Annotated in this window: 19 protein-coding genes; 12 read left to right on the forward strand and 7 right to left on the reverse strand. The window is 59.6% G+C overall.

Going from position 1 to position 20294, the window contains the following annotated elements; genetic code table 11:
- Positions 1 to 16: 16 nt before the first annotated feature.
- From IPH10_13575 to IPH10_13600, 6 genes are all read left to right on the forward strand, one after another.
- Complete coding sequence (locus tag IPH10_13575; protein ID MBK6911935.1) at positions 17 to 430, forward strand: hypothetical protein; 414 nt, start codon at positions 17 to 19, stop codon at positions 428 to 430.
- A gap of 63 nt (positions 431 to 493) precedes the next feature.
- The gene (locus IPH10_13580) at positions 494 to 1321 is read left to right on the forward strand and encodes an alpha/beta hydrolase (GenBank protein ID MBK6911936.1); all 828 of its coding nucleotides are present in this window, start codon (positions 494 to 496) and stop codon (positions 1319 to 1321) included.
- A 663-nt stretch (positions 1322 to 1984) separates the two neighbouring features.
- Positions 1985 to 3214, forward strand: coding sequence for a hypothetical protein (locus tag IPH10_13585; protein MBK6911937.1), 1230 nt, complete (start codon positions 1985 to 1987; stop codon positions 3212 to 3214).
- Positions 3211 to 3645: a hypothetical protein gene (locus IPH10_13590; protein MBK6911938.1), complete on the forward strand. Its 435-nt coding sequence runs from the start codon at positions 3211 to 3213 to the stop codon at positions 3643 to 3645. The genes IPH10_13585 and IPH10_13590 overlap by 4 nt, the downstream gene beginning before the upstream one ends.
- A 13-nt stretch (positions 3646 to 3658) precedes the next feature.
- Positions 3659 to 4732, forward strand: a complete 1074-nt coding sequence (locus IPH10_13595) for a hypothetical protein (GenBank protein MBK6911939.1) — start codon at positions 3659 to 3661, stop codon at positions 4730 to 4732.
- 68 nt (positions 4733 to 4800) lie between these two features.
- The gene (locus IPH10_13600) at positions 4801 to 9615 is read left to right on the forward strand and encodes a T9SS type A sorting domain-containing protein (protein MBK6911940.1); all 4815 of its coding nucleotides are present in this window, start codon (positions 4801 to 4803) and stop codon (positions 9613 to 9615) included.
- An 81-nt stretch (positions 9616 to 9696) separates the two neighbouring features.
- Here the strand turns inward: IPH10_13600 and rfaD are convergent, their stop codons facing one another.
- Together rfaD and IPH10_13610 are read right to left on the reverse strand one after the other, a co-directional pair.
- On the reverse strand, positions 9697 to 10677 hold the full coding sequence (gene rfaD / locus IPH10_13605; protein MBK6911941.1) for an ADP-glyceromanno-heptose 6-epimerase: 981 nt from the start codon (positions 10675 to 10677) through the stop codon (positions 9697 to 9699).
- Positions 10674 to 12224, reverse strand: a complete 1551-nt coding sequence (locus tag IPH10_13610; protein MBK6911942.1) for an alpha-amylase — start codon at positions 12222 to 12224, stop codon at positions 10674 to 10676. Before IPH10_13610 ends, rfaD begins: the two co-directional genes overlap by 4 nt.
- A gap of 265 nt (positions 12225 to 12489) precedes the next feature.
- Between IPH10_13610 and IPH10_13615 the strand changes: the two genes are divergently transcribed.
- A complete protein-coding gene (locus tag IPH10_13615; GenBank protein MBK6911943.1) occupies positions 12490 to 12876 on the forward strand; it encodes an FKBP-type peptidyl-prolyl cis-trans isomerase in 387 nt (128 codons plus the stop codon).
- Positions 12877 to 13003: 127 nt separating this feature from the next.
- Here the strand turns inward: IPH10_13615 and IPH10_13620 are convergent, their stop codons facing one another.
- The 4 genes from IPH10_13620 to IPH10_13635 all read right to left on the reverse strand — a co-directional run bounded on the left by IPH10_13620 (position 13004) and on the right by IPH10_13635 (position 14646).
- Entirely contained in the window at positions 13004 to 13327 is a 324-nt protein-coding gene (locus IPH10_13620; protein MBK6911944.1) for a hypothetical protein, read from the reverse strand.
- Positions 13328 to 13427: 100 nt separating this feature from the next.
- Complete coding sequence (locus IPH10_13625) at positions 13428 to 13760, reverse strand: divalent-cation tolerance protein CutA (protein ID MBK6911945.1); 333 nt, start codon at positions 13758 to 13760, stop codon at positions 13428 to 13430.
- A 12-nt stretch (positions 13761 to 13772) separates the two neighbouring features.
- Positions 13773 to 14357 carry a YceI family protein gene (locus IPH10_13630; protein ID MBK6911946.1) on the reverse strand — a complete coding sequence of 195 codons (585 nt, stop codon included), beginning with the start codon at positions 14355 to 14357 and terminating at the stop codon, positions 13773 to 13775.
- 22 nt (positions 14358 to 14379) lie between these two features.
- A complete protein-coding gene (locus IPH10_13635; GenBank protein ID MBK6911947.1) occupies positions 14380 to 14646 on the reverse strand; it encodes an HU family DNA-binding protein in 267 nt (88 codons plus the stop codon).
- A 37-nt stretch (positions 14647 to 14683) separates the two neighbouring features.
- On the opposite strand from IPH10_13635, the gene IPH10_13640 reads away from it, so the two are divergent.
- Positions 14684 to 14917 (forward strand): hypothetical protein, encoded by a 234-nt coding sequence (locus tag IPH10_13640; protein ID MBK6911948.1) that lies wholly within the window; start codon positions 14684 to 14686, stop codon positions 14915 to 14917.
- On the opposite strand, the gene IPH10_13645 is transcribed toward IPH10_13640, so the two are convergent.
- A complete protein-coding gene (locus IPH10_13645; protein ID MBK6911949.1) occupies positions 14914 to 15186 on the reverse strand; it encodes an AbrB/MazE/SpoVT family DNA-binding domain-containing protein in 273 nt (90 codons plus the stop codon). The two genes, IPH10_13640 and IPH10_13645, sit on opposite strands and share 4 nt — an antisense overlap.
- Before the next feature lie 321 nt (positions 15187 to 15507).
- Between IPH10_13645 and IPH10_13650 the strand changes: the two genes are divergently transcribed.
- The 4 genes from IPH10_13650 (at position 15508) to IPH10_13665 (ending at position 20261) form a co-directional block, all read left to right on the forward strand.
- On the forward strand, positions 15508 to 16476 hold the full coding sequence (locus IPH10_13650) for a peptidoglycan DD-metalloendopeptidase family protein (GenBank protein ID MBK6911950.1): 969 nt from the start codon (positions 15508 to 15510) through the stop codon (positions 16474 to 16476).
- A gap of 127 nt (positions 16477 to 16603) precedes the next feature.
- The gene (locus tag IPH10_13655; GenBank protein MBK6911951.1) at positions 16604 to 17908 is read left to right on the forward strand and encodes a glycosyl hydrolase 53 family protein; all 1305 of its coding nucleotides are present in this window, start codon (positions 16604 to 16606) and stop codon (positions 17906 to 17908) included.
- A 10-nt stretch (positions 17909 to 17918) separates the two neighbouring features.
- On the forward strand, positions 17919 to 18530 hold the full coding sequence (locus IPH10_13660) for a threonylcarbamoyl-AMP synthase (protein MBK6911952.1): 612 nt from the start codon (positions 17919 to 17921) through the stop codon (positions 18528 to 18530).
- Positions 18531 to 18641: 111 nt separating this feature from the next.
- Positions 18642 to 20261 carry a hypothetical protein gene (locus IPH10_13665; GenBank protein MBK6911953.1) on the forward strand — a complete coding sequence of 540 codons (1620 nt, stop codon included), beginning with the start codon at positions 18642 to 18644 and terminating at the stop codon, positions 20259 to 20261.
- Positions 20262 to 20294: the final 33 nt, after the last annotated feature.

The following is a 20294-nucleotide window of genomic DNA, read 5'->3' on the forward strand; positions in this document are numbered from 1 at the left end:
CAACGGCGTCGGCGGAGTGTGGACCGAGGGCGCGACATGCGCTCAGGGCTGCGGCGGCGGCGGACAGCAGTGCGCCACAACCTGCGATCAGGCCTCTGCCATTCAACTCAACCAGATCTATTCCTGTGACCTGCAGGGCGGTCGCGGTGCGGCGAATTGGTTCCGCGTGGGCATCACAACGGGAACCTTCCGCTTTGAAGTGGCTACGGCGCAAGGCAACGACTATGATGTGTACACCTTCTCACCCTGCGGCAGCGGACCTCGGATGTCAAAGCGAAGCGACCGGTTCGACGGAAGACTTCACTTGCGACTTCACCGGCTCGGGGATCTCTTTATCGCCGTGGCCATCTGGGACGGCGGCGGCCCGTTTGATTTCCGTGTTACCCAAGTCGGAATCACCGACCAACCGGGCTCGATCGCGCTGAAGTAGCGCGGTTTCTTCCTTTCAATCGGGGGCGGTTCAGCGATGAGCCGCCCCTGTCTTTCATGCACAATGCGCATACGAATTCTACTGCTGTTTCTGAGTCTCTGGATTTCGGCATCTGCCGCGCCGATGTCGCCGCGCGAGCTGCGCGTCTATTTGCCGCCGGACTACGACAGCACGGCGCATTATCCAGTACTCTATATGCATGACGGGCAGAACCTCTTTGACACGCTCGCCACGCACGCCTTTGAATGGCGTATAGACGAATCGCTCGACAGCATGATTCGCGGCGGATTAATCGAGCCGCTCATCGTGGTCGGCATTCCGCACGGCGCGGAGTTTCGTCGCGCTGAGTACGTGCCCGTAGATGTGCTTGACAAGCTTGACGATTCTGTACGTGGCGAGTTCATGCAGTTGATTGCGCACGAACCGCGATCGCGCGAGTATCTCGACTATCTCATCGGTACAGTCATTCCGTCTGTGGACAGCCTCTACGCGACAGACACCACGCGCCGCTATATCGGCGGCTCAAGCACCGGCGCCATCGGCGCTCTGGCGGTCGCGCTTACGACGCCTGCACGCTTTGCTGGCGTCTTGTGCTTCTCGACGCATTGGACCGGACTCTTTCGCCAAAACGACCCAATCCCGCAAGCCTACCTGAACTATCTTGCGGAAAACATACTCGCGCCCGGTGTGCTGCGCTTCTACTTTGATCACGGTGATGAAGGATTGGACAGCCTTTATGCACCCCATCAATCGCGCGTGGATTCACTCTTTCACGCTCGCGGTTATGAGTCAACGTCTTTCCGGTCGCAGAGCTTTCCGCTTCACACTCACAGCGAGCAAGATTGGGCACGACGCTTCCCTGCGGCCCTGCAGTGGATGCTGAAACCATAACTCCCTCCCGGCGGCATCCGCCGCGGATGCCCCTTCTAATGTATTTCCGGGCGGCCCCAAAGGCCGCCCGGTTTCGTTTTCTTCCGATTGTAGCGCGCGGCTTGACGCGCAAAATCCCCCAAAGCGGCGCGAGCGTCTTAGGGGCTCTTGCCCACAAACCTGGGCGCTACATTCCGTCTTCATACTTGACTTCATACTTCATACTTCTCCGCCCCCTTGACAAATTGAACAAATGTTCATATATTATACCCTGCCCGTAACCCGCCCCGACCCCACCCAATCCTCTCGCACCCCCGTTCACACCCCCAAAACCAACCCCCTGTTTCCCATCACCCTCCGTTCCGACCATTGTTAGCGCCGCCCTGTTCTTTCCCAACTTACAGCCTCCCCTCAAAACTCACCCTCCCTAAGCGCAACGCGCCAGCGGCAACGGGTCCAACGTCTACGCTGGCGGGTGGCATGAGGGTTGCGTTGTTGAAGTCCGGCAGAAGGTGCTGTGGCATCTGTTATACCGAGTCACATGAAAGCTAAAATTTTAATTCTACTTCTCTTGGTCGGCTCCTTGGAGGCCCTAAGTTGGCCCTCCGGGGCGCGTCCCGACCTATCCGCAGGGGCAAACCTGTCCCTGCCGGGCACTTCCGGTTGAGCGGATTTGGGGCACAATTGACCAATGACACGTGGGACGACCAACGCCTCGGCATCCGGTTCGAACTGGGTGTGGCGCGCGGTCTGGCCCTCGATCTGGCGTCAGGCTCAAGAGATGTATCAGGACACGGCGCGTTCCAAAACGGTGCCGAAGACATGCGCGTCGGGCTGGCACTGTGGCCGCTCTCTTATAAGGATAAGCTCAGCCTCGGCGTCAGCGGTCACCTGCTTCTGCCGACAGGCTTCCGGGATGGCCAGAGCTACTACGACTCCACCACCAATGCCGTCGTCAGCCTGCCCGCCTTCTCCTTAGAGCAAACCGCCGGACAGTTCGCACTCGGCGGAGCCTGGACCCCGGGCCGCGCCGCGGAACTCAGCGGCTATCTGGGCTACTTTGGGACCTCGGACAATAGTGAACAGGCCTTGCGCTGGGGGATGAACTTCGCGCTGATGCCGTTCGGCAAGCGCATCGGCGCCTCGATGGGCTATGCGCAATCCATCACCCGCGTGGGCAAGCTGCCCGACACCGAAGCGCTGCGCGCCGGATTGGACATACAATTGCCGTGGGGCTTCGCGCTGCATCCGGGAATCTATGCCGAACTCGAAAGCGACCCGCTGATGGGCGGAGCCGTCGGACTCAGCTTCACCAGCCGCATGCCGCGCTCAGTGTTCCCGCCGCGACCCATGCCGAAGTCGGCGCCGCTGCGAACCGGCGCGATCATGCTGCCGCCGCCGCTGGCCGAATCGCCAATGGCTGGCAATCAAGAACTCTGGAACGAACTGCGCGAAGGACTCGCGCCCGCTTTTGAATATGTGGTCCCGCTCGAATCGCTGGACCGGCCCGGTCTGCCGTTTGACGAGATGAACCGCGCGAGCTTCTGGAATTCGATGGCGGCTCTGCACGCGGCCTATCCCACCGTCCGCTGGCTGTTGATCACGCACGTCGAAGACGAGACATTCACGCGTGACCGTGGCCTGGGCATTCCGCTGCTCGTCGCACAGCCGAAACTCGAAGCGGCCTGCAAACTGCGCGTGCAACTGGTGGACCTGTTCGAGCAGACCGCCTATCCTGAGCGCACCGTGCTCGCCACCGCCATGATGAGTGACGGCGTCAAAAGCCCGCTGCTCTCGACGATTGAAGACGAGAAAATCAGCGTGGCCCAAACCCGCGAAATCACCCTGCTGGCCTATCGCAATGCAGGCCGCGAAGTGGCGCTGGCCTTGCCGCCGCGCGAGGACGGCGAATGAGAGTCCTCCTGCTTTACGCGCTGCTCCTGACTGTCGTGTCCTGCACGTCGCCGACCGCCTCGCAAGATGAACAGCCGAATACGCAAGATACGCGCGTGCTGTCGGTCGAAGCGCTGCCCGACGCGATTCCGGCCGACGGCGTCTCAACGATGACGATCTTCGTCGAGTATCGCGTCAACGGAGAACCCGTGGCGGACTCGACGCGGATCATCCTGCTAAACCCGATGGGTACGCTCGCCGCCGGGACAATCTACACCGCCGACGGCGTGGCGCTCGATACGCTGACCGCCGATACGGTCGCAGGTTTGGGATGGCTGATGGCCTACGCCGACGGCGTCCGCGATTCAATTGAGATCATGTTCACGAGCGTGGACGCCGGACCCGGTGCGTTGGCGCGACCTTCGTCAGGAACTCATGAAACCAGCAACTAATCAGATACTCGCAATGGCCAAGACCATAACGGCACTCACGCTCATCGCCCTGCTCTGTTCAGCCTGCGGCAGCGGCGGATCTTCGGGACCGACCACACCCATCGGACCGGACGCGTTCGCCGTTGACTACTGCCGCGTTGTAGACGTGGATGGCCGGATGCGCGTAGAGTGGTCGGCCAACCGACCGACGACGGGTGAACTGCGCTACGGCGTGTCGGTGTTCACGCAACTGCTCAACATCAACGTGCTGGCCGATACGCACAGCGTCGGGCTGAACAACTATGCGTTCAACACGAACTACATCTATCGGCTGACCGTGATTGACGCAGAGGGCGAGCGCCTCGACTGCTCGGGTGAATTCATCACGCCGGACAAGGCGACGCCTGAACCGGTTGTCACGCAACTGACGATCACGGAGATTACCGAATCATCCGCGCTGGTGACTTGGGAAACGGACGAACCCGCGCGCACAATTCTATACTACGGCGTCGGCGCGGCGACGGACTCATTCGCGCTGGCCGACCTGTATATGGATCATACCGTACTGCTCGAAGACCTCGCGCCGTCAACAATCTACGCGATTCGCCCGGAAGCCGTGGACGCCGACGGCCTGCGCGGTTACGGCGTGGACTCAAGTTTTGCCACTGCCGCGCAATTGACGCTGTGGATTCCCGCGACACAAATCGCGCTGGGTGACACTGCCTTGATTCCAGTCCATATCGAAGCCGCCAACGACTTGGCCGCGCTGCAATACGCGCTGACTTTCAGCAGCGGCAACGTGGAAATCGTCGGCATCACCGAAGGCGCGTTCTTCGACGATCATCAGGGCTTCAACTTCTTTCGCAATATCGCCCACGCCGACAATCGCCTGACCAACGCGATGACATGGGCAATCGAATACAACGGCAATGAGCGCGTCGGCACGGCCGCCGACGGCGAAGGCGTGCTCGCCTATCTCGAACTGCGCGGACTCGAACCCGGCGCAACGGGCGCGGCATTCGATCCCGATTCGACTTTCGGCCTCGACATGCTGGCGCATGCGCGCACCTGTTCGCTGCGGGTCGGAACCATCACGGTGACGCCGTGAACCATCACATGAAGATTGTACACTTCAACATATCCGGCTACATTTGCCGGAACATCCGGAGCATGACCATGCGTAATTGGCACATTCTCTTTGTCACGCTGCTTATCGGCATTCTGAGCGCGACGACGGCACAAGCTGCCGCCACGTACCGTTCATTCATTGAATGGAACGGACCGTACTATCAGGTGCGGCACGGCTTGACTGCCGACTCCAGCAGCTATTTGGATTATCAAGTGAACAGCCCGCTGCCGCTGTTCTCCACACCGTTTTCGACGCCGAGCGCGGTTGAGTTGTTCGGATCGGTTGACGCGATGCGCGCCTTTGTCGTGGACCACGACCATCGCCGCGTGCAGGTGTTCGCCGTCCCGGTCAACTGGAACGTCGAAGGGCTGTTCTTCAGTGGTACGCCCGTGCAGGGCAACTACGGCGGACGGTCCATCAAATTCTCGCTCGGCGAAGTGGTGCCGGGCAGTGAACGCGTGTGGATAAACGGCAAGTTCTTCCGTCGCGTGAATTCTCTGACCGGTTACACGTCCACGGACTCGGTTTACACCATCGTCTATACCGGTGTGCCGAACGCAGGCGGTGTGGCAACGCTGCCGCTCGGTTGGGACTTGCAGTCGGCAGACAGCGTGCGCGTGGAATATGCGTTCGCGACGCCGCCCGGTACGTCCGGAGCCGGCGAAGTGGACTACGTGCTCTATCAAAACGCACCGACCGACATTCCATTGCAATTGCATGAAGCCACCTCGTCAACGGATCCGGCCATGACTGACTTGACTTCACTGGCGATCAATGCCTCGGTGCGCTCAGGCGCGGTTGTGGATCTGTACTTGGTCAACGCGTTGACCGGCGAGAATGGGACGCTCGCCAGCTACGATCTCACCAATATCGGCTCGGCGGGAACTTTCTCATTCGTAGACGAATATCCGGGCGCGATGGGGCGGCCGTATGACGTTGAAGTCGTGGATCGCGGCACCAACACCGACGGCATCGTCGCTGAAGGCACACCCGCTGGCGCGGCGAACGGCACGCTCACCGAGAGCATCACCAATCAGAACACCTATCTCGGTCACGATTACCGCATCACGTTCAGCTTTGACACGAGTACGGCCATGAACGGTTCAGCCGCGCCGGACGCCGAAGAAGTGGACCTGGCATGGGATGTGGCTCGCGGTCGCTTGCACATGGTTATGACGTCTGACAATGACGATCCCGGCACGGCCTACAGCTACAGCGATGACTACGGTCAATCGTGGTCGGATCCGATCACCATTTCGGCGGCAACGTTGACGGGGGCGCATGATCGCCCGCGTATTGCCCTCGAGAGTACAGGCAATCTGCACGTCGTGTACGAGGCCGTGAACGGTTCCGGCGATCGCCACCTCTATCACTCGATTTCATCTGACGGTATTAGCTGGTCAACCGGCGTGGAACTCACCACGACGCTGACTCCCGCAACCGTGACCGAGAATCGCTACGCAAACTTGCTGGTTGACCCGTCCGACAACGTGCATCTGTTGTGGGCGGGTGACGACGACGTCTACTATCGCGTTTACAACGGATCGTGGGGCGCGGCGTCGCTGATCGCAAACGGCGGCGGAACCGGTTTCGCGGCGCCGCATGCCGTGATAGACGCCGTGGGCCGCATCTACCTGGCCTATGTGTCGGATGCTGCCGCACCTGCGGATATCAGCTTCCTCCTGTTCAATGGCGCGGTGTGGGGCAGCTATGAAACCGGCGGTTTCACGGCCGCCACGCCTGATCCGGTGACCACGGCAGCGGGTTTCGTGGCCGATGGCGGTGGACGCGGCGAAGCGTTCCCCTTACCGCAAGTTGCCCGAGTGGATCAAAGCATCTACGTGTTCTGGGCCGGCACCGGCACGGAGACGTACGGCGTTGATCAAGCCGACTTGCGCTACAACATGATCTCAGCACTCGACGGCAACTTCACGAGCGGCGCTGGAACGGCAGTCACAACGGGTGACGATGTCGCCCCGATGTCGTTCAGCGTGGCCGTGGACGCCGATGACGACATCCATATCCTCTATCCGTTCGGTACAACCGTGGATCAGGAAGGCTTGCGTTACAAGAAGTACTTCACGGCGACGGATACATGGTCGCCGCTCACCACGGATGCGGGCCGCGAAATTCTGGCCGTAGGCGGCGCCGCGACCGAGTTTGCGCTCGAACCGCGTCTGGTTTGCCCGGATGTGGCAGGACGTACTGCTCCGTTCATGGCCTGTGCCAAGGCCTACACTACGCTCGGCGGCGGCTCACCGCGCGGCATGTTCAAGGTGCTCGACGGTGTGGTAACCGTGACGGATCAGACGACGCTGGCGATCATTCAGTCGTGGCGCGTGTGGACGCACGGCGAAGCCGATGCGGCCGGTATTCCGGGTCTGTCGTTCACCATCACGAATACGTCCGATGCGATCTCTTCGACCGACGATGTGGACGCCACAAACTTCAACGTCGGCGACTACTACGAACTCGACGGCACGCCCGCCGAAAAGAACGACCTGCTGTTCATTTCTGATACGGACAATCATCGCGTGAAGGTGATTCGCGCGTATGAGAACATTGACAACTGCTTCGCCGGCGACGAGCGCTGGGACGTTCCCGGGCAGTCGGATGGCACGCCGGGACAGACCTTCAAGCTCGCAACGATCGGCGGCGAGAACAGCTTCACCGTCTGGGCGAGCGCCGACAGCGTGCCGTGGACGATTGTGGACAATCTGTTGATCGCGGGTCCGACCGACCGCTACTGTGAAGTGAACCGCTATACGCGTGAACTGCGCTTCGGCGACGGCGCCCATGGCGCGATTCCAGCGGATGGTATCTTCATCCGGGTGCGCTACGAAGAATCGGTGGACGAGGCGGAGTTCGGGATGATGGGCAGCGCGAGCGGTCAATTGTCCTATCCGCGTGGTATCGCTGCGGCCTACAACGAAAATCTGGGCGCCTATGACGTCTACGTCTGCGACACGGGCAATGACCGTTTGCAGAAGTTCTCATACACGCCGGACGAAAGCGTCAATCCCGATTCATGGTCGAGTCCGATTGTGAATTGGCAGCAGGTGACCGGCGGAACGGATCTGCTTAGCGCACCGCAGGACATTGAAGTCGTGACGCTCAACAACGAGTCCTACCTTGTTGTCAGCGACAACGGCAACGACCGGGTGGTGATTTACAAGGACGGTGAAGCGACCGGATCGGGCGGCAGCTCGGCGCCGGAATACGTGGCGCTGGCCGGAGCCTTGGGCAACTCACTCAATCAGTTCGTCAATCCGCTCGGTCTGGGCGTCATGTCCGAGGACAGCGGGTTGGTGATTCTGGCGGCCGACGGTGACCGCGACCAAGTGATGAAAATCGTCAGCCGCGATTGGCTGGTGGAATTCGGCAGCGACAGTACGGACGGAACCGACAGCACCAACGTGACGCCGGAGCTGGCGTTTGTTGACGGCCTCGATAATGACAGCTATCTGTTGTTGCAGCCCGGCGCCGTGCGCACGCTGTCGCTTGTGCTCAACAATCCTGATTCACTGATCTCGGTGCGCGCCTCGTGCACGTTCCCGCCGGCGATGATTCAGGTCTTGAGCATCAGCGAAGGTAGTCTGTGGAGCGGCGAACGCTTCACCAACACGGTGTTCCTGACCGACGTGGATAACGCCGCGGGCACGTTTGATATTAACGCGGCGATGGTGGGTGACGACGACGGTCTGTCGCTCTCGGGTCGCCGCACCGTTGCCTCGGTGACGGTACGCGCCTTGACGGCGTTGACCGTGCCGGCGACCGGCGCAATCAGCTTTGCCGCGGCGACGGATTTGCGCGGCGTCGGCAATGTGGCTGTGACCAACGGCGTGCGCACGGGCATTTCGCTGCGCGTCGGCTATCTGGCCGATCTCGCGACGACCGGCGGAACACCGGGTACGGCGCCGACGATGCGGCCCGAACCGGACGGGCAGATCAACTTCGCCGACGTGAATGTGTTCACGCAAGGCTGGAACGGCGACGGTACAATCTTCGATCCGATCGCGGACATCGGGCCGTACATCGGCACGACGGTACCGGCGCTGATCGCTAATCCCGACGGCAAACTTGACGCCTTCGACCTGCTCTCGCTCTCCACGATGTATACGTGGTTTACAAGCCAGGGCGGTGCGTTTAGTGAGCCGCGCCGGGACGACGCGGGCGCGCTTGATGACACCGAACAGCTCAATATCACTTATGCGACACAGAACGGTATGACGACCGTGACGATCAATCTGCCTGAGGCCGAAGATCTCACGAGCGCGCACTTGTATGTCGAAGTGCTCAATCCGGGCGCGGTGATCAGTGACGTACGCGAAGGCAATCTGCTCGCGCGCGGCGCCCAGACGATCTTCCTGTCGCATAACGACCGCGGTGTGGCTGACATCAGCATGGGCCGCTTGAGCCGCACGGCACCCGGCGTGTCGGGCAGTGGATCGCTGGCCGTGTTAACGACGACGTTGCCGGAGAATACGCTGCCGATGCTGCGCGTGCGCTATGAACTGCGCGACAGCGAGAATAATCTTGACGGCATCGGTGAAACGCAGACGATCAGTGCGGCGACGCTGCCGACCGAGTTCGGTCTGAAGGGCGCCTATCCGAATCCGTTCAATCCGAGCACGACTCTGAGCTTTGTGCTGCCCGCAACGGCGCAGGTCAGCATCCGCGCATTCAACGTGCTGGGTGAAGAGGTCGCCACGCTTACCGAAGGCCGCTTCGAAGCGGGCGAGCACACCCTGACATGGAACGCGGAAAACTCCAGCGGCAAGTCCTTGCCGACGGGCGTCTACTTCGTACGCCTTGACGCGCTGGGCCGTCAGAGTCTGCAGAAGGTCATTCTGCTAAAATAGTTCGCCATTCGCCTTGACAGAAAAAAACCGGGGCGGCTCTACTGAGAGCCGCCCCGGTTTGTGTGTAAACTATAAACAGGATTATAGGTCCGGCAGATACCGGCCGCCCTTGTCCATGTAGTCGCGCACGTAGCTCTGCACGAACTCGCCGAAACGATCGGCGAATTTCGGCAGGCCTGCCGCGTTGAACTTACGCATGTCGGCGCAGGTCTCGTATTGATAGCGATTGCGCAGGTCTTCAGGCATCGGAAAATATTCGATATTCACCGGCTTGCCCAGCGCGTGAAAGACGTTCTCGGCCAACTGATTGTAGGTGTGCGGCGTCCCCGTGCCCAGATTAAAGATGCCGTTGACTTCGGGCTTCTCCAGAAGGAACTTGATGCCCGTCAAGACTTCGGCGATGTGTATGAAGTCGCGGCGCTGTTCGCCGTGCTGAAAATCGGAACGATGCGATTCGAACAGCCGCACTTTGCCGGTGTCGCGCGCCTGCGGATAGGCGTGCAGGATGACGCTGGCCATGCGCGCCTTGTGATACTCGTTGGGACCGAATACGTTGAAAAAGCGCAAGCCCGCGACCTGATTCTGCAGGTGATGTTCGAGTACCCACATGTCAAACAGCCACTTCGAGAAGCCGTACGCATTCAACGGACGCAACCGCGGCGTCAAGCTGTCGTCGTCGGAAAACCCCAGCGCACCGTCGCCATAGACCGCGGCCGATGATGCGTAGATGAAACGCACGCCATGGCCGAGAGCCCAATCACATAGCAGCTTCGAGTACTCATAGTTCCACGTGAGCAGATAGTCGCTGTCCACCTGCGTGGTGTCGGCACAGGCGCCCATGTGAATGATCGCTTTGACTTCGAGTGCCCAGTCGGCGTGCTCGAGGTCGTCGAACAGGTCGCCGCGCTCCACGAACTCGCGAAAGCGAAGCCCGCGCAGATTCTTCCACTTCTCCGCCTTGCCCAGACTGTCCACCAACACAAGGTCGGTGATGCCGCGCTGATTGAGCGCCCAGGCACAGGCGCTGCCGATGAATCCCGCCGCTCCGGTAATGAGAATCATTTCGAGACTTTGATCTTCCAATTTTTCGAGTCGCGCAGCATGGCGGACTCGTGCTCTGTGTCCGTGAAGTCCGTCACCGCCGCGGCGTCGCGCACTTCACATTCGAAGACGTGCGATTCCCACGGTTCCAAATCCAAATACAATCCGCGCAGCATCAGTTCCATCCCGTCGCGAATATAGACCTTCGACGAAATGCGATCGCGCAGCAGGACCTCCTTGCCCTGCAAATTGCCGAAGCCCAAGTCCACCCAGCACTGACTGCGATAGTCGGCCCAATTGACGAACACGCGCAGGTGCTGTTCGCCCAAATCCCATGCTTGAGAAAGCACCTGCCAATGCGAATCATTGCCTTGCCAGGCCTGCCGCGGATGCAAAAAGCACCATGCGCCTTCGTGCACTGCAGGCAACGCCAGCACGGGCAGAAGCTGATCGTAGAACTTCACAATCTCGGGATCGGGATCTTCCTTGGGCATCCGCAGCAGTTGCACCGGAGCTTTGAGCTTGTTGCCGAAGATCTGCCCGATGTAGAAGAGATTCGCCGACGGCAAGAGATAGATCCAGGCCGCCGCCGCGCGATGCACGGGGAAGGAGAGCCGCGCCGCGATGCGTTCTTCGTCGTGGTTTTCGAGGAAACGCAGGCGGTTGCGATGCTTTACATCGTCATAGTCAAACTGCACACGGGAGAAGCCCGTCGGACCGACGGCCCAATCGAGCGGCTCTTTGTCGTAGGTGAAGTCGAAACCCATGTCGGTCAGCTCTTTGTCGAGCCCCCAATAGACTTCGGCGACGAAGATGAACTCGGGATATTGGGCGCGAATGCGCTGCACGGCCTGCGGCCAAAACTCGCGCATCTCACCGCCCCACGTGCGCTCAAAGACGTGCGACAATATGAGCATCGCCATGTCGCAGCGCACGCCGTCGCAGCGGTCGGCCACGGACAGCATGCACTCGATAATCGCGGCCTGCGTCTCGGCTTTCCGCAGATCGGGTTGAGCCGTATCGGTCCAAGCGGGGAAATAGGGATCGCGGCCGTGCGCGATGACCTTCGGTCCGAAATCGCTCTCGACTTTAAAAAATGAGTCCGGATCGCGCGCCAAATCCGCTTCGGTCGCCTGCACGTAGTACTCGGGGTGCGTCTTCGTCCACGGATGATCGCGGGCGGTGTGGCTGGGCACAAAATCAAGCATCAGCGCGAGGCCGTGCGCGTGCAGCAATTCGCGGAATTTGCGCAGACCGGTTTCGCCCCCCAGTTCGGGATTGACCTCATAGCCTACGATAGCGTAGGGCGAGGCCGTCACGTCGGCCGGGGTCCAATCCGGCAAAACGGCCGCGTAATCTTTCTTGAGGCCCTCGTGCGTGCGGGCGATTTCGCGTGACGCAGCGCTGGGGAGCCAGACACCCATCATCCAGACGATGTCAATGCCGCGCGCCTTCCAACGGGCCGGAAACTCCGCCGACACCTCGCCCAGCGGGAGCGGCGAACCACCCCCCAGCTCGCGCAGCCAGAGCCGGGTATTGATTTCGAGTATGTTACGGTTCGCAGGCATGGCCAGAGGCCTTTCAAGAATAAATGTATGTATGAGTTGCGCCAGACGGCGCTTTTCTTATATTAAGGCTTTGCACAGTGAAAAACAAGGCCATTTCCGGCCCGATTCCCGTCAAGAAGGACTGTTATGAAGCAATTCCTGCGACTTACCGCCGCGTGCGCCCTCGCAGCCCTGATCGGCTGTGGCAATAAGACCACTGAAACCGCCAAGACCGCGCCTGCGGAACCCAAGAAGACCGAAAATACCAAGACGACTCCCGTGACTGATGACTCCAAGCCTGCCGGACCGCTCGATGTGGAAGGTGACCGGCGACACCGTGACCACCGCGTCCGGGTTGCAGTATGTCGTGATGACTCCCGGCACGGGAGACAGCCCCAAACCCGGGGACAAGGTGCAGGTGCACTACAGCGGCTGGTTCCCCGATGGCCGCAAGTTTGACAGCTCCGTGGATCGCGGCATGCCGTACAAATTTCCGCTCGGACAAAAGCGCGTTATCGCCGGCTGGGATGAGGGCGTCGCATTGATGAAAAAGGGTGGCAAGACGCAGTTCATCATCCCCGGCAAACTGGCCTACGGCGAGCGCGGCTATCCCGGCGTGATTCCGCCCAACGCCACACTCGTCTTCGACATCGAATTGCTGGGATTCGAATAGACCGGATTGCGTAGTAGGTCTGCACCACAAAACTGACGATTGTTATTGGTGTGAAGTTATTAGAGTGCACAGAGGCGAGCCATACGGCTCGCCTCTGTTGCTTTACAGCACATTTGTAGGATCAAATTTACGCGGTCGCGTGTTCGGTGCGCGCGTGTCTCAAACGCGTCAGATCATCCTGATAGTAACGAACGCGCTGACAGAGTTGCGCGATCACCGGATGCTCGGGCGAAACGCTCTCGCCGCGCGCCAGAAACTCGTGGCACTTGGCACCCAACGCTTCCTGCGCCGTGCGCAGCCGCCGCTCCGTCTGAGCTTCATCCATCCGGATGCGACCCTGCCGCGCCAGCTCTTCGCCGCGCTCGCGCCAGTCGCCCAAACCGCCCAACACCGTTTCGCGTACTTCATCCCACAAATTCTTGCCCGCCGGGGGCACGGTCGTTGTGGACATCTGCGGCTCACTTTCCAATTAATTCAGCTTACTCATTCAACGAACTCCCTGCGGTTTCTGTTCCAGATCGCAAGGATCGCGCCGATTGCTATGGCAATTGCTACAATCCGATCTCCTTCATCAGCCAGGCGCGGTAGCTGTCGCCAATGCCGGCGACGTCGAAAACGAGCAGCTCCGGTTCACTGTACGGATGCTCGTCGGCAAAATAGCTTTCGATCTCAGACAATCGCGAATGATGCGATTTAATCAATAACACGATCTCCGGGTTATCGGTCACTTCAGCGAACTCCCAGCGATACATCGAATGTCCACCCGGCAGGCGCGTTACACAGGCCGCCAGCCGCTTGTCCAGAAGGCCTTTGGCAAAGCGCACCGCCTTCTCTTCATGGTCAATCGTCGTAAGGATCAGAATCTCGCCATGTCCTTTGGCCATCGCCGCCTCCTATCAGTGGAATTGCAGGTCTATGGTAATTTCCTGTGTGTCGGAGAGCTTCATAAACAGGAAGGCCGGGCGCGGGATCTGGTGATCCTTCAACTGCACGGGCCAGATGTATTGGGCGCGCAGCGTCCCGTCGGTTTTGTCAAATGACAGCGAACCGAGAATCTCGTACTCCTGCTTGACGCCATGGAGGTCGAGTTGACCCCGCACGAGCGTTGCCGCGACGCCGCCGCCGGAAATGTCAGATGGGTCAGCGGATGCAATGGAGGTAACGGTAAAAACGGCATCCGGGTGCTCGGCTGTATGCAGATGATTCTCACGCATATGCTGATTGCGCAGCGACAGGCCGGTGTCGAGCGTTTTCAAGTCCACGGTCACTGTGCCCGCAGCCCCGTCTGTCAGGTTGGACAGATTGAGGCTGATTTTGCCAGAAATTCCGTCGGCGCGCCCGACGATGCGTTCGAGCGGAGCGTCCGAGACAAACTGGACAACCTGCTTGGCCCCTGTTGTCTGTAGTGAAAAATCCGTATTTTCGGCTATGCTGGAACTGGACAGGACCAGCAGCGTTGCAATCAGAGCGAACCGTATCATCAGGCCTCCGGGGACCGCAGTTTCAGCGAACGAGCTCTTCAAAGTAGGGCGCGGGAGCAAATTTGGGATACTTGCGCGTAGCGGGAGGGGCCGGGGTCTCAGGTGTAGCAACGGCCCGGGCTTTGCGCTCGGCAAGATAAAACGACCCGAAGTTGTTTATCGTCACCTTGTCGCCATCCCACACCGCATCTTGGATGGTTGCGACGACAACTTGCAACATCTCACGGACGGTCTGGTCCGGCAAGGCGGTGCGGGCACAGACGGCGGCTATCAATTCCCGTTGGGTCATTCTACAACAAATTCTTCATTAACATAGGATAAAACCCATGCCGGTGTACGAGTACAAGTGTGAAACCTGCGGCAACGTGGTCGAAGTGCTTGAGAAGCGCATGCAAGATCGCACGCAGGGCTATTGTCCAAACTGCGAAGCCGAGCGTAACCTACAGAAATTGTTCTCTTTGACAGCATCTCCGCACAAACAGAACTTTGAAAGTGTCGGCATGTGCGGGGAGCCGAGAGGCACGTGCGGAGGCGGCGGCTGCGGTTGCGGCGGACACTAAGTCAGGCGCTTTTTGAGCTCCGCGATGGCGGTTTTGACTCCGGGAAATTCCTGTTCCTCGCGCAATGGAGGCACTGGTTCCAGGGGTGTGGGCGTTTCCGTTAGCCGTTTGGGCCGCAGCACGATGGCCCCCGGCTCGACCGGATGTGCTGTCGAAGTGATTTCAAATTCAACGAAATCACCCTCCTTGAGACCGATATGGGTGACCAGCCGCTGCGGGAGTGTGATCTGATTTTTGGGGCGAACCCGGGCGGACAAACGTTTGGCCATCTTGTGGTCTCAGTGGGAATTTCCAACTTTCCTAAGATACGCTTTTGGCCTGACCCATGCAATATGCACAGTGGGGCGCGAAAAGTGTGGAAAACTTGGCCGCAGATTTGCAATATTTAGCTTGACAAGTTGCTATTTATTTGTTACTTTCGGCCTGCATTGTGAGAAGACGCACATGGTGTTTTAAGCGCTTTCAAAACAATACCCTAACGTTCATCGTCCGGCCACTAATTGCTATAAAGTTCGCGCTGGTGCCCCCGGAGATTGGGTCCCGCAGCCCGCTGAACCCCAAGATGTTGTGGTGACAAGAATTCGAGTTGAATGGCGAATCGCAAGTTTTCATTAATCTTACTATCGCACGACCTGAGCAAGAAGGTCGAGTTCACGTTCTCGCGAGCCAAGGCGAAGGCCTTGCTGGCGGGTTTGGTGGCGAGCTTCCTGCTCTTTAACGTCGTGACCGGATTCCTGGCCAGTCGAATGGTTGGGGATTCCGATAAAGCTCAGCTCGAGGCCGAGAATCAGGCCTTGCGCGAGCAGTTGGCTACTTTTGATAACAAGATCAAGTCCGTCGAACAGAAGCTCTCGACTCTGGCTGAAACCGATAACATGCTGCGCCTGATGGCCGACCTGCCGGTTATTGCCGAGGATGTTCGCAAGGTCGGAGTGGGCGGTACGGTCGAATTGCTGCCGCCGGGACCGATGGTGCCCGAGGCGACGGAATTGGCTTCGGTGCTGGATAAGCTGGATCGCGAGCTTGAATTGCAGAAAACGAGCTTCCGGGAGATCCATTCCAAGCTCGAGCAGAACGTGCAGCTCCTCGAGAGTCTGCCGACTTTGCGCCCGTGCGAAGCGGGCTATTATACGTCGGGCTTCGGTGTGCGCGTTGATCCGTTTACCAAGAAGGCAACGCACCACGACGGCATGGATATTTCCGCGCCGCGTGGAACGCCGGTCATTAGCACGGCCGCCGGTACGGTGATTTATGCCGGACGCTACTACAACTATGGCCAGTTCATCGTGATTGATCACGGCGGCGGCTATCAGACGGCGTATGGCCACCTGCATAAGATCTCGGTGCGCAAGGGCCAAAAGGTCAACAAGGGAATGGTCATTGGGCAGGTTGGCTCGACAGGCCGTTCGACGGCGCCGCATCTGCACTATGAAGTCCGCGTGAACGGCGTGGCCGTCAATCCGCTGGATTACGTGTTCGAAGAGATTGACACCTTCCCGGGTTTTGCGCGTACTGATGCGCCGGCCGTGGCCGAAGACACCGAACAGGTGGATGGGTAGTTTACCGAAGGAGTGAGGGCACTCCGATCATGAGATATTGCAAGCCCGAAGCAGCAGCTTCGGGCTTTTTTCGGCATTGGACTTGCGCAGTCAGTGGAAGTGAAGTACATTAAAGTACGGCGGGAATATGACGTTAGGTCGCTGGATCGGTGCATGGTTGTTGCTGTTGGGCTCGACCGGGCTGGCTGCTGCGCCGCGGTGGGGCTGCGATCTCTCGATCGTACCCAGGCTTGAGGCCCACGGCGCGACCTTCGCCCGAGCCGATTGCACGCGTTCGGCGCCTGAAATTTTGCGCGCAGCGGGCGTGGATGTCCTGCGCTTACGATTGTGGCACTCGCCGAGTGAACCATGGCACGGCATTGACTCAGTGCTGGCCTTTGCCGCGCGCGCGCAGGATTTGGGTTACGAACTGCTGCTTGACCTGCATTACAGCGACACTTGGGCAGACCCCGCGCACCAAGCTTTGCCCGCCGCGTGGGAGAGTCTGAATTTCGCGCAGCTTGAAGACTCGGTCTATCGCTACACGAACAACGTGATGCGACGCTTCCGTGACGCGGGCGTGCTGCCGGAGGCCGTGCAGATTGGCAATGAAATCGGCGGTGGAATGTTGTGGAATTGGGGACGCATCGGCGGCGCGTTTGACACGCCGACGCAGTGGAACCAATTGACCAGTCTGCTCGATCAGGGTGTCCGCGGCGTGCGCGACAGTCTGCCGCCGGTGTCGTGGCCGCGCATCGTGATGCATCACCAAGAGGGCGGCGATGCTGACGCGTGCATCTGGTTCTTCGATCATCTTGTCGGGGCCGGAGTCGTCTTCGACGTGATAGGTCTGTCGTACTATCCATGGTGGCACGGCACGATCAATGATCTCGTGAATAATGTGACGGCGCTCAACGCGCGCTACGGATGCAGCGTGCAGATTGTCGAAACGGCATATCCGTACACGACAGGCTGGTGCGATAGCGAGCCGAACATCGTCGGTGAAGATACGCCGCTGTTGCCCGCGTTTCCGGCGACGCCGCTGGGACAGGCGTTCTATCTTGGAAATCTGCGCGACCGATTGGCGGCGATACCGGGATTGGATGACCCGCTGATTTGTCTGTGGGAACCCGCGTGGATTCCGACTGCGACATTTATGTCGCCCTGGGAGAATCTGGCATTGTTCGATTGTGCCGGCGACGCGCAGCCCGCGTTGGATGTGTTTCCCGGATTGACGCCGCGAGGTTTGACGATTGCGCTCGCGGGCAATGACTTACGGTTGCGGTGGAACGACGATGCAAATCTGTACTATCAAGTGTTCGCCTACGACGCGCAGAGTGACGCGGCCCCCGTGCTGCTGGGGACGACCGGTGAACACGAGTGGATACTGGAGAATGAAATACTAACCTATGACCGGCGCTGCTATTTTCTGCGCGGCAGCGTGACGCCATGACAATCCGTACATGATCTACGAGTGCCATCCTGCCAACCCTAACGCGCGCGCGATTCAGAAAGCCATCGAAGCGCTGGAACGCGGCGAACTGATCGCGTACGCGACCGACACGGTCTACGGACTGGGCTGCGACGTGCAGAGCAAGTCCGCCATGGAGCGCGCGCTGCAGCTCAAGGGCTACTCAAAATATCATGCGCTCTCGTTTTTGTGCGCCGATCTGTCCGACATCAGCAACTACGCCAAGATCGAAACGCCGGTTTACAAGATGATGAAGCGCTGCATTCCCGGACCGTTTACGTTCATTCTACCGGCGACGCGGCAGGTGCCTAAGCTCTTGCTGACAAAACAGAAGACGGTCGGCGTACGCGTGCCAGCGCATCCCGTGTGCCGCGATCTGTTGAAAGCCTTCGGCCGCCCGATTCTCTCGACATCGGTAACCGACCGAGACGGAGATCCGATGCTCGACCCCAATGAGATCGTGCATCATTGGGGCGAGGCCATTGCCGTGATACTGGATAGCGGTGTGCTGAAGAGCGATACTTCGACGATTGTGGATTGCACCGACCCCGATAACCCGGTCGTGCTGCGCGAAGGCCGCGGCGATGTCAGTTTGATCTATTAGCCGGCCAGCGCAGCCGCCGGATCCAATGTGCCGACGCGGGCGCTTGGTGTGGCAAAGTTGCTTTGGTGTTTGCTCCTTCCTTATCCCCTGTCCGCGGGGGAAATCTGATGCATGACTACTCCTGACTTCACACAATTTACACGGCGCGAATTGCGTCGGCGTGCGCGCACGTGGTTTCCCGTGCTCGTACGCTCGATGGCGATGCGCACACTGCTGTACGTCATCGTGCTGCTGGCGGTGGGTGTGACGTGCCGACCGTGGGAGTGGGATTGGCTTCGGCTCGATGAAGCGGGCGCGATAGCCGAAGAGTTCTTGTTCAAGCAGGGCGTCAAGCTCGATGAGTACTCGCTGATTCAGGCGGCGGAGTACCGCCATGACGGTGTATGGAACGCGGCGCGGGATGAACATGCGTTCGGCTACGCACCCGCAGTGGGCTATGTCAACCGCTATTTCCATGTTGAACGCCGCGATGACAGTTGGACGATTCTCGTTTCTCCGGCCGGCAACATCTATGGCGTCGAGCGCGATATAGATGATTTCGAGCCCGGATTGAAACAGGGCAAGACGGAAGCGTACTTCGCCGTGATGGAGCAGTTGGCCACCGGACTGGGCATCGGTGCGGACCGGCTGACGTTGGTGAAGGATTCGCTGGCGCAAATGCCGCAGCGCAACGACCATTACTACACGTTCACCGACGCGCAGGCGACGGGCCAGACGCGTTACTACGATGTGTGCATGACGGGGCGCGAGCTGACGTCCTTTGCGGTGCGCGCGGCGCCGGAGGCGGTGCCGCTGATGGCGCGGCCTCCCGGCGCACGGTTGCGCTTGCTGGCTTTTGTGCTGATCATTTTTGGAGTCTTCCAGATCATCCTGCACCATCGTCACCCGATTTCGTGGCGACGCGGCGCGTGGTGGGGTGTGGTCTCGATGCTGGTCGTGCTGATAGCCCGCGCACTGACGATGTCGCAAGCGACGCTGCTGATTCCCGGCGGGAGCGAGGCCGAAGATTTTGTGCTGCGCGTGTCACTTGCCGCGGCGGTCGAGGCGTTACAGACCGGCATTCTCATCACGCTGATCGTGGCATCGGGTGAATCCATCTCACGCGATCTGATGCCGAATATTTCGACGCTCACGCGGATTGCCCCGTCGCACCGCGGCTGGACTGGCGCGTGGATTCAGTCGGCACGGTGGGCGTTGCCCGCTGCGGCACTGTTTCTGACGTTCGAGGCGGCGTTCGGGTATTGGGATGAAGTCGGCGGACTGGCGGGTGAAAGTCTGCGGCACATCGCCGAGATCATCGCGTCGCCGGCGCCGATGCTCGCCACGCCAATACTTGTTGCGAAGTCGGTGCTGTGGGAGGAAATGGTCTTCCGGCTCTGGCTGTTCCCGCTGCTGATTTTCTGGGTGCGCGGGACGATGACGGCGCTGCTGCTGATGGCAGGAACGGCGGCCTATTTCGTGGGTTTTGACGCTTCAAATTGGCTCTCGGTCGGGGCCTTGCACTGGGTCGTTTGGTCGCTGATGGCCGGTTGGCTATTCATGCGTGTGGGAATTCTGGGGGCGCTGCTGTTCCACGCGCTGGTGCTCGGCGGCTACTTGGCTCTGGCCCTAATATGGACTGGTTTTGCCATGCCCGCCGGGGTGGCTTTCATCACGCTTATTGTCGGGACGCTGGCAGTTGTGGCCATCAAGGGAGAGCACCTGCACACGAAGAGTGTGGCAAATACTTGAAACTTTGAGCAAAAATGGCTAAACTTACTACTT

This window comes from bacterium, from assembly GCA_016702305.1.
Classification (GTDB): domain Bacteria; phylum Electryoneota; class RPQS01; order RPQS01; family RPQS01; genus JABWCQ01.

What these genes read in the sequence shown, in the direction of transcription:
- IPH10_13580 (MBK6911936.1), top strand. Translation starts at nt 494, where the DNA reads ATGCGCATACGAATTCTACTGCTGTTTCTGAGTCTCTGGATTTCGGCA.
- IPH10_13590 (MBK6911938.1), top strand. Translation starts at nt 3,211, where the DNA reads ATGAGAGTCCTCCTGCTTTACGCGCTGCTCCTGACTGTCGTGTCCTGC.
- IPH10_13595 (MBK6911939.1), top strand. Translation starts at nt 3,659, where the DNA reads ATGGCCAAGACCATAACGGCACTCACGCTCATCGCCCTGCTCTGTTCA.
- IPH10_13600 (MBK6911940.1), top strand. Translation starts at nt 4,801, where the DNA reads ATGCGTAATTGGCACATTCTCTTTGTCACGCTGCTTATCGGCATTCTG.
- rfaD (MBK6911941.1), bottom strand. Translation starts at nt 10,677, where the DNA reads ATGATTCTCATTACCGGAGCGGCGGGATTCATCGGCAGCGCCTGTGCC.
- IPH10_13610 (MBK6911942.1), bottom strand. Translation starts at nt 12,224, where the DNA reads ATGCCTGCGAACCGTAACATACTCGAAATCAATACCCGGCTCTGGCTG.
- IPH10_13615 (MBK6911943.1), top strand. Translation starts at nt 12,490, where the DNA reads ATGACTCCAAGCCTGCCGGACCGCTCGATGTGGAAGGTGACCGGCGAC.
- IPH10_13620 (MBK6911944.1), bottom strand. Translation starts at nt 13,327, where the DNA reads ATGTCCACAACGACCGTGCCCCCGGCGGGCAAGAATTTGTGGGATGAA.
- IPH10_13625 (MBK6911945.1), bottom strand. Translation starts at nt 13,760, where the DNA reads ATGGCCAAAGGACATGGCGAGATTCTGATCCTTACGACGATTGACCAT.
- IPH10_13630 (MBK6911946.1), bottom strand. Translation starts at nt 14,357, where the DNA reads ATGATACGGTTCGCTCTGATTGCAACGCTGCTGGTCCTGTCCAGTTCC.
- IPH10_13635 (MBK6911947.1), bottom strand. Translation starts at nt 14,646, where the DNA reads ATGACCCAACGGGAATTGATAGCCGCCGTCTGTGCCCGCACCGCCTTG.
- IPH10_13640 (MBK6911948.1), top strand. Translation starts at nt 14,684, where the DNA reads ATGCCGGTGTACGAGTACAAGTGTGAAACCTGCGGCAACGTGGTCGAA.
- IPH10_13645 (MBK6911949.1), bottom strand. Translation starts at nt 15,186, where the DNA reads ATGGCCAAACGTTTGTCCGCCCGGGTTCGCCCCAAAAATCAGATCACA.
- IPH10_13650 (MBK6911950.1), top strand. Translation starts at nt 15,508, where the DNA reads ATGGCGAATCGCAAGTTTTCATTAATCTTACTATCGCACGACCTGAGC.
- IPH10_13655 (MBK6911951.1), top strand. Translation starts at nt 16,604, where the DNA reads ATGACGTTAGGTCGCTGGATCGGTGCATGGTTGTTGCTGTTGGGCTCG.
- IPH10_13660 (MBK6911952.1), top strand. Translation starts at nt 17,919, where the DNA reads ATGATCTACGAGTGCCATCCTGCCAACCCTAACGCGCGCGCGATTCAG.
- IPH10_13665 (MBK6911953.1), top strand. Translation starts at nt 18,642, where the DNA reads ATGACTACTCCTGACTTCACACAATTTACACGGCGCGAATTGCGTCGG.